General features: G+C 59.8%; 10 protein-coding genes and 1 pseudogene. 4 read left to right on the forward strand and 7 right to left on the reverse strand.

The features are described 5' to 3' along the window. Together groEL and NKI47_RS34245 are read right to left on the reverse strand one after the other, a co-directional pair. Positions 1 to 167: pseudogene (gene groEL / locus NKI47_RS34240) on the reverse strand (chaperonin GroEL); the annotation flags it as partial. Between the two features lie 112 nt (positions 168 to 279). Then, on the reverse strand, positions 280 to 594 hold the full coding sequence (locus NKI47_RS34245; RefSeq protein WP_352542955.1) for a co-chaperone GroES: 315 nt from the start codon (positions 592 to 594) through the stop codon (positions 280 to 282). A 648-nt stretch (positions 595 to 1,242) separates the two neighbouring features. Between NKI47_RS34245 and NKI47_RS34250 the strand changes: the two genes are divergently transcribed. The 3 genes from NKI47_RS34250 (at position 1,243) to NKI47_RS34260 (ending at position 2,257) form a co-directional block, all read left to right on the forward strand. Continuing rightward, positions 1,243 to 1,554, forward strand: coding sequence for a hypothetical protein (locus NKI47_RS34250; protein ID WP_502898128.1), 312 nt, complete (start codon positions 1,243 to 1,245; stop codon positions 1,552 to 1,554). 143 nt (positions 1,555 to 1,697) lie between these two features. Continuing rightward, on the forward strand, positions 1,698 to 1,940 hold the full coding sequence (locus NKI47_RS34255) for a hypothetical protein (protein ID WP_352596111.1): 243 nt from the start codon (positions 1,698 to 1,700) through the stop codon (positions 1,938 to 1,940). After that, positions 1,937 to 2,257 (forward strand): hypothetical protein, encoded by a 321-nt coding sequence (locus tag NKI47_RS34260; RefSeq protein ID WP_352596114.1) that lies wholly within the window; start codon positions 1,937 to 1,939, stop codon positions 2,255 to 2,257. The genes NKI47_RS34255 and NKI47_RS34260 overlap by 4 nt, the downstream gene beginning before the upstream one ends. A gap of 537 nt (positions 2,258 to 2,794) precedes the next feature. Here the strand turns inward: NKI47_RS34260 and NKI47_RS34265 are convergent. Both NKI47_RS34265 and NKI47_RS34270 read right to left on the reverse strand, forming a co-directional pair. Then, positions 2,795 to 3,706 carry an ImmA/IrrE family metallo-endopeptidase gene (locus NKI47_RS34265; protein WP_352596117.1) on the reverse strand — a complete coding sequence of 304 codons (912 nt, stop codon included), beginning with the start codon at positions 3,704 to 3,706 and terminating at the stop codon, positions 2,795 to 2,797. After that, positions 3,688 to 4,008, reverse strand: coding sequence for a helix-turn-helix domain-containing protein (locus tag NKI47_RS34270; RefSeq protein ID WP_352596120.1), 321 nt, complete (start codon positions 4,006 to 4,008; stop codon positions 3,688 to 3,690). The genes NKI47_RS34265 and NKI47_RS34270 overlap by 19 nt, the downstream gene beginning before the upstream one ends. A gap of 912 nt (positions 4,009 to 4,920) precedes the next feature. Here NKI47_RS34270 and NKI47_RS34275 point away from each other — a divergent pair. Next, positions 4,921 to 5,232 carry a DUF736 domain-containing protein gene (locus tag NKI47_RS34275; RefSeq protein ID WP_352596123.1) on the forward strand — a complete coding sequence of 104 codons (312 nt, stop codon included), beginning with the start codon at positions 4,921 to 4,923 and terminating at the stop codon, positions 5,230 to 5,232. 83 nt (positions 5,233 to 5,315) lie between these two features. Here NKI47_RS34275 and NKI47_RS34280 read toward each other — a convergent pair whose 3' ends face one another. From NKI47_RS34280 to NKI47_RS34290, 3 genes are all read right to left on the reverse strand, one after another. After that, positions 5,316 to 5,849: a Ros/MucR family transcriptional regulator gene (locus NKI47_RS34280; protein ID WP_352596131.1), complete on the reverse strand. Its 534-nt coding sequence runs from the start codon at positions 5,847 to 5,849 to the stop codon at positions 5,316 to 5,318. A 66-nt stretch (positions 5,850 to 5,915) separates the two neighbouring features. Further along, on the reverse strand, positions 5,916 to 6,065 hold the full coding sequence (locus tag NKI47_RS34285; RefSeq protein ID WP_352596126.1) for a hypothetical protein: 150 nt from the start codon (positions 6,063 to 6,065) through the stop codon (positions 5,916 to 5,918). Positions 6,066 to 6,275: 210 nt separating this feature from the next. Continuing rightward, complete coding sequence (locus NKI47_RS34290; RefSeq protein ID WP_352596134.1) at positions 6,276 to 6,875, reverse strand: hypothetical protein; 600 nt, start codon at positions 6,873 to 6,875, stop codon at positions 6,276 to 6,278. Between the last annotated feature and the right edge of the window lie 83 nt (positions 6,876 to 6,958).

Here is a 6,958-nt window from a genome sequence, read left to right on the forward strand (position 1 = left end):
ACCGTCACCCCGTCCTTGGTGATGCGCGGCGCGCCATAGGCCTTGTCGATGATGACGTTGCGGCCCTTGGGGCCGAGCGTCACCTTGACGGCGTTGTTGAGGAGTTCGACGCCGCGCAGCATGCGGTCGCGGGCATCGGTGGCGAATTTGATTTCCTTGGCAGACATTTTTTATCCCGTCGAATTTGGAGTGGAACGGTCGCCGCGCGGAACGCGCTGCGCTTGTTCTTCAAATACTGGAGCGACCTTTGCGCGCCTTGAGGGACACGCGCCGCTCCAGTCAGGCGGCCTTCTTGGCTTCGACAGCTTTGTCGATGACGCCCATGATGTCGGCCTCCTTCATGATCAGAAGGTCCTCGCCGTAGATCTTGACCTCCGTGCCCGACCATTTGCCGAACAGGATCAGGTCGCCGGCCTTGACGTCGAGCGGAACAAGCGCGCCATTCTCGTCGCGTCCGCCCGGGCCGACGGCGATCACTTCGCCTTCCTGTGGTTTCTCCTTGGCATTGTCGGGAATGATGATGCCGCCCTTGGATTTGGTGTCGCCTTCGGCGCGGCGAATGACGACGCGATCGTGGAGTGGCCGGAATTTCATGGGGACTCTTTCTGGGGCCGGCTTAGGCGGCCGCCCCCTCTCTATAGGCGCGTTGGCACTCGATAGATAGGAGTGCCAGAATTATTTCTGGCCAATGGCCAAGAATTCGAATGATATAATTCGAACGCGCAGAAATTCGTTCGGATGTGAGGAAAACTTTCTGCCGGCTTGAATTTCGCGGATGCGGGTTATTATTTCAAAGATCAAATAAAGGATGCCGCGACCTTGTTTGGAACTCAATTGAGGCGCATAGGTAAAACTCGTTGATTTGGGTCGAGTTGGCTTTGTGTCAGAGCCCCGCCATTCACCACCGAATTCTCGAAAATGAGTGCATGCGCCGGTCCGGCGCACATCTCGTTCCGTTCGGACCCTGGAATGAAACCGACGCTGACCACGGATGTACTGGCAGCGTCGGGCATCGTCCCGGCGGTTCGAGTGGGAATGATACGGAAAGGCGCAGCCGCCCGTTTCCGCGGAAAGCCGCAATTCATGACCAGCCGCACCACAAATACAGTCGTTCGCTTCAAGTCGGCGTTTTCGCTGCCCGGCTTTGATACACCGCAACCGCCCGGAGAGTATCGGGTTGACCATGACGAGGAGGCCCTCGAAGGGACTTCCCAGATCGCATGGCGCCGCGTGGCCACCTTCATTCACCTCCGGCGATCACCGCGAGCGGTGCTAGTCCGCCGCGAAGCCGCAACGCATCTCTTTGCCGTCGGACAGGCTGTCCGGCTGAAGAGCGGCATCGGCACGTTTCCAAAGGCCGCGGAAATCTACCGCGTCACAGCAAGGCTCCCGCCGAGCGGAAATTCGCTGCAGTACCGCATCCGCAGCGACGTCGAACTTCATGAACGGGTGGCGATGCAGGACAGTCTCGAACCGGTCGACACTTCGCCCGGTGACAGCACAACGCTCATCGAAAGGATCTTCGAACGTGTCAAAGGGACAGAAATGGTTTAGCCGGAAGATCGGGAACCCGACGCAGGAGAAGGTCCCGCCCAAGCCTGAAAGCGTATTCGGCGCCCACACCAGAGTTGCCGCCGATATCAATGCCCGGCGCGGCAAGCGCAAGAACTGACGTAGCGACACGGGCACGGATGACGATGAAGATCGTGATCGAATTCTATCGCACCCGAACCTCGGACGATGCGCATGCCGTGGTCGGGCGCGAGACGGCGCAAGCGGCCAACCTCAACCATGCGATCGAGATCGCCAGGCTTTTGGCCAAAACCTTGAACATGCCGCAGCGGCCGGACGCCATGACGATCGCCGACGCGAAGGGCGCAACGCTCTATTCCGGCGTTCTGGCCACGGAAGCGATCAATGAGGAAAGGCCAACGCCATGAGTGCCCGTAGCAACGAAACCGATCGGCAGTGCAACGCCGCCGGGCTTGCGGTCTGGGAAAATGAGGGTGGGACATCGGGACGCGACTTCGCGGACCGTCAATATGGCCGCCGCGTCGAGGCGGATCGGTCCTGGACCGTCTATCATGTCTTCAGCGGAATTCCGGCGCTGATCGACGGTGGTGCCATGACCGGCCTCAGCCGGTCGGATGCGACGCGCAGCATGTTGTCCCTCAATCAGCGCAATGCCGAGTGCCGGAGGGCGCGGGTTGCGGCGCCGCCAATTGTCCCACACGAGGCAGTGGTGGGCCAATCATGATGCTCTCCTTTCCCAACCCCAGCCGGAGATTCGAAGAAGTGCGCGATTTTCGGTAGGTAGGCACCCTATCACGAACGTTCTGGTAAGACCGGAATGTCGCCTCCTGGAGCAAGCGGCCAACGCGGTGCCGCAGTCGAGTAGCGGCTAGCAGCGTCGTTGCGGCCAAGATGGAGGTGGAATGGCGCCTTCTGGCTTCCAGAACCGGACCGTCTGTTTCCGGCCCCCAGGCTGCCGGTCTGCAACGCGCCTCATAGTCGTCGTTGAGGTCAGCTTTGCCGCCGCCTGAAAGCAGACATTGCCGATGGCCACGCTGGAGATCTCGGTTGCGCCAGAGGCGGCTGCCTTTTTGGAAACAATCGGATCAACGCAAATTCCTGCCCCGTAGCCGTAGTTGAGTCTGCCAGAAGATTACTCAAGCGCCTGCCGCTGCTTCGCCCAGTCGTGATACCGACGCTCAATCAGCCAGGCGCTATCGGCTCACTTTTCCAGGCTAGCAGTATCCGAGTGCGTCGCGGGATAAACTACACGCCCAGGAACCTACCGTTGGAACGCTTCGAACGTGTCCATCAGTCCAGACTCTTCATCATGGCTATTATCCCAGCGCCCTGGCCCATCGACGGGAAAGATGAGAAGCGACAGTGCAAGGTCACGATACTCATCGAACAGCACCGACTCAAACACCGGCTCATCGGCGTTCCAGACGCCGGCCAGGTGGTCAATTTCGCGTGTGCCAGCCTTCCGTCCGATGGCGGCAAGCGAGCCCCCAGGCAAGGGGATGGTCAACTGTTTTGCCGGGAAATACACACCCGACTTGAAGAGCGCCGGGCTGCTGCGTGCCCAGTCGATGAAGCCATCTTTGCTGACCACGAGCATCGCGCGCCGCCTGGTCATGTCCAGCCACTTGAGGACGGCCGCCGTAATCGAGACCTCGTAACGCTCTCGAAGGGCCTCGAACTGGCTGAGGGTCGACTTTCTGAAATCATAGGTCTGAATGCGAAAGTCATCAGGCGGCATCAACACCATTGAGGCGAAGCGGTTGGCCTCGGCTTCCATCCGGCCATAGTCGGAGTTCCAAGCCCACATATCCTTACGCGAGCAATAGAACGGATTTCCACTCAGATGGCGGTGGAGGAGGTAGTGTCCGAACTCATGAGCCTGGCAGAAATTGATCCGGCCTTTTGAGCGAAGGCCGGTGTTGTAGAAGATACCCCACTCTCCGTTGCCCTTGGGCACGAGCGCACCTTCGAACCGCTCGCCGAAATCATCCCCTTGCACGATAGTGATCGGCTCTTTGGGATAGAGGTTGCGCGAGTAATCGGCAGCTATGGGCGCGATGCGGATCGGGAAGCGCGCTACGCCCAAGGCGTCGGTCGCCGCCTTGACGAGGGCCGAGACGCGCGTGGCCCAGCCGTCGCACGTCGTCGGAAGCTTCATTTCTTTTTCGCCCAAGTGTCGATCATGTCCATGATCCGATTCTTGTCGTCGTGTTCGAGCCGGTTGAACTTGCGGAAAAACACTTCCTTCAGCTGCGCGTCGTCGAACGTGGCGTTCTCGTCGAGCAGGTATTCGGTGGTTACGTCGAGCACCCGTGCTATGTCGGCTAGTTTTTCCGCAGACGGCTTTCTCTCGGCGCGGTTTTCGAGTTCCCACAGGTAGCTCTTGCTGGCCCCCGCCTCGCGGGCCAGGTCGTCGAGGGACCAGTCCCTCTTCTTTCTGAGTTCTCTGAGCTTCTCGCTTAGCGTCGTTGGCATTTTCCCTCAGTCACAGTGGATTAGGTCGTTCGATATATACCGCACAAAACCGGCCTTGAAAAGCGAACGCTCGTTCGATATATATAGAACAAAATTGTCTTACGGAGCTCGAGTTGGCTATTCAGAAGCGTAAACCCAGTCCGAAGGAACGCGGTACAGCCAAGCTTGGCTTCAAACGGGCGAGCGTTGTGCCGTTTGGAATGGATGCCTTGGGGCAAGATCGCTGATCAATATAGGGTCAAGCAGCATAGGATTGCAGTCTGGAACGCGGATTTCGGATCATTGACGAAGCATAAGGCAAATGAGCCGCCGATGGAGAAATGGCTTTGGCCATCGCTCGCACAAATACAATCTGTACCAGAGCGTGGCCGCCCACTCGCAATGGAGCGCGTCACCCACCTCCTGAACTGAACTGAACTGATCCGGTCCGCCCAGCTTCACGGCGCGGCCCAGCTCCGCTCGCCGGCCATCTTGGCGCGGGTACCTGGAGCGGCATCATCATTCTCATGGTTGAGGTGTGGGTTAGCTGTATTGACCGCCAAAGCGCTCATGACGGGGCTGGGAAGCGGGTGACTGATCGCGGTCGCCGTTGTGACTGTCTGTCCATCCTAGCTACGCCCATGGCGCCCTCGAATGGATTGGGTCTGACCGAAGACCGTTTTCGCTTGGCTCAACCTCGATCGTCTTCCCGCAACGACGGCGCTTCGTTTTCTTCCCCTGGCCGTACCACCCCACCCGGCACACCTGGCGGGGACCCCGGTTTGCGTCCATTCCTCGCGGCCCAAGAAAGTCTCGCGGCGCCGTCTTCCACTTCGTTTCAGCCGCTTTGGGTGCGGCCCGATCGCCCCCGGTCTCAAGACCACCATCGAGGCCGCGATAGGCGCGGCCCGAGAAACAGAAGGAACCACCACAATGGCGACCATCGGCACATTCTCCCGCACCGCGAACGGCTTCTCCGGTTCAGTCAAAACCCTGAACCTCAACGTCAAGTCGGTGACGTTCACGCCTGCCGAAGGCGACAATGAAAAAGGTCCGGACTTCCGCATCTTCGCCGGCGCCATCGAATTCGGGGCGGCATGGAAGAAGACCTCGCGCGAGGGCCGCGACTATCACTCCGTCAAGCTCGACGATCCGAGCTTCCCCGCTCCGATCTATGCAAGCCTGGTCGAGACCGCCACCGAGGGCGAGTTGTCGCTCATCTGGTCCCGCCGCACCGCAGAGTGATCCGACTAAACACGCAGCCCCGCGCAAGGCGGGGCTTCGCCATGGTTCAGGTTCACCACTGCACCTCTATCTGGTGCAGCACGCTATGCTTTGACGGGTGTCTTGCGACCCTTCTTCACCGGCGACTTGATTGCCGTGGCGGCTGTGGTCGCCGCTGCCGCGCGAGCAACTCGTTTTGGTTTTTCTGCCGCAGCTTTTGCTGGCGCTGTCGCCTTGCGTCCCAAACCTGTTGATTTCGCCAGGGCCGAGCGGGTGGCCGCGTAGTTCGGCGCAACCATCGGATAGTCGGAGGGCAGGTTCCATTTCTGCCGGTATTCGTCAGGGCTCAGATTGTAATGCGTTCCGATATGCCGCTTCAAGGATTTGAATTTCTTCCCGTCTTCCAGGCATATGATGAAATCAGGTGTCACTGACTTCTTGATCGACACCGCCGGCTCCAGTTTGGCTGCGGTCGCAGCCACAGGTCTGCCGATCCCTCGCAAAGCGACATAGACATCCCCGATCAGCTTCGACAACTCGCCGACCGGCAGCGGATTGTTCGAAACGTAGGCGGAAACGATGTCGGCGGCGATTGATACGAGATCAGCCTGGTCGCTTGGGTCTGGAGAAACGGTCATCGAGTTTTCCTCTTGTCTGATGGCTCTAATGGCGCGCGTTGAAACGGATGGGCTGTTTATTGCCAATCAGGCAAATAATTCGTTGTCCCGTAACAAACCGTATTCGTCGCAAATATCAAGCCGGCAAGCTTTCGCTTCCATCGTTCTGCCCGGCTGCGGACAGAGTTGCTGATAAACCGGTGAAAGCTGCTGCACCGCAGATCGAGCGATGAACATGCGCGTACAATCTTTATCCTCTCGGCACTTGGCGGCGCGGTCCTCCTCGCGGCGGCGGCGGTGAATTGGAGCTTCGGGCGCAATTCATCTGGAACGCCGTCGGCGACGTTCAAGTTGCCTGAACCTCTTCGGGCCAACGGGTCCGGCAGGCACATTTCGGGCGGCGTGGCGCTACATCTAAACCGCGCCTGGGTATAGTCGAGGATCTCGCTAATGCTCTCGCAGATGCTGGGCAGGGTGCCGCCGCAACAACGCGCGGCGGATGATCGGGCAGCGGCCCGCGCTTTGGTTGCGCTTTTCCGGGTTCGCTACGGCGCGGAGTGATGTTCGCGCCTTCGCTGATATCGCGTTCGATGTGGTCGGGTCCATTGCGCTCGGAATCCGAGAAGGGATCCATCTTTCAGCTGCTCCTGGATCAGTATGGCGAGCCCGTCGAGCCTCTTGACGGTCGGTATGACCGAGCGCCAGATGCATCTTCACACCCGCCGCAACGACGATCATGATGCGTTCTCCCTTGCCGCGAGATGCCGCTTGACTGCATCCGCATTGCTGCCGACGGACGCAAAGACGCGCCGCCCGTCGTCCAGTCGGACTGCCACCATGCCGTCCGGCGGCCGCACGAGATTGCACAGGGGAGCCGTCGCCGGCGTTCGTTTTTTCGCCCCATGGATGAGCGCAACAGTTGCCAATTGCGGCGTCTTGCCAGCGGTCAGGCCGAAACTCGACACGCCAGCGGAAGGCCGTGCTGGTGGCGACTCCATGGCGGCGGCAACCTCCGCCACTGACACCAGGCTTCTCCGTCTCCTGCACAATCGCCTGCTTCTGCGCGTCGCTGAAGCGGCGCCGGTCCGACCGCCCGTCAACCCGCAGTCTCAAGCGATTGGCGCCGCACG

The sequence above is a fragment of the Mesorhizobium sp. M0633 genome (assembly GCF_040320645.1).
In the GTDB taxonomy this organism is placed as follows: domain Bacteria; phylum Pseudomonadota; class Alphaproteobacteria; order Rhizobiales; family Rhizobiaceae; genus Mesorhizobium.